1 protein-coding gene is annotated in these 512 nt (G+C 57.4%); it reads left to right on the top strand.

Translation table 11 applies throughout. The features are described 5' to 3' along the window. Positions 1-512: Gfo/Idh/MocA family oxidoreductase (locus EN935_RS39765; protein ID WP_164771917.1), on the top strand; the 512-nt coding region annotated here is incomplete at both ends.

The raw sequence follows: 512 nt of genomic DNA, 5'->3' as shown, positions 1-512 counted from the left end.
AGAGATTATCGATGCGTGCCAGCAGAGCGGCGTCGAACTCTTTGTCATCTATCAGATGCGTTATGCGGAAGCTTCAAGGAAGATCAAGGCCAGCATCGAGAGCGGTGATCTTGGTCGCATCATCCTCGTCAATGTGATCGACAACGAGTATCGCACGCCGGAGTACTACGCTGGGGACTATTGGCGTGGCACTCAGGAATTTGAGGGCGGCGGCTGCCTGATGACGCAGACCACGCACCTCCTCGACCTTGCCCAGTATTTGGTTGGCCCGGTCGAATCGACTTTTGCCCATGTCAAAACCGCTGCCCACGAGATCGAGACAGAGGACCTCGCGGTTGCAACCCTCAAATTCGACAATGGCGCGCTTGGCATCGTCAGCAGTTCCACTGCAGCTTATCCTGCCCAGCGCCACATCGTCTCGATCGTGGGCACCGACGGCACGATCTCGATGAATGGCGAGTACGATCAGATCGTATTCCAGGGGCTGCGCAGCGGCGGCGAGACGATTGACG

Origin of the sequence: Mesorhizobium sp. M7D.F.Ca.US.004.03.1.1 (assembly GCF_003998635.1) — a bacterium.
Classification (GTDB): Bacteria; Pseudomonadota; Alphaproteobacteria; order Rhizobiales; family Rhizobiaceae; genus Mesorhizobium; species Mesorhizobium loti.
Note: the sequence above shows the minus strand (reverse complement) of the source record. Positions and strands in the feature narration are given on the sequence as shown.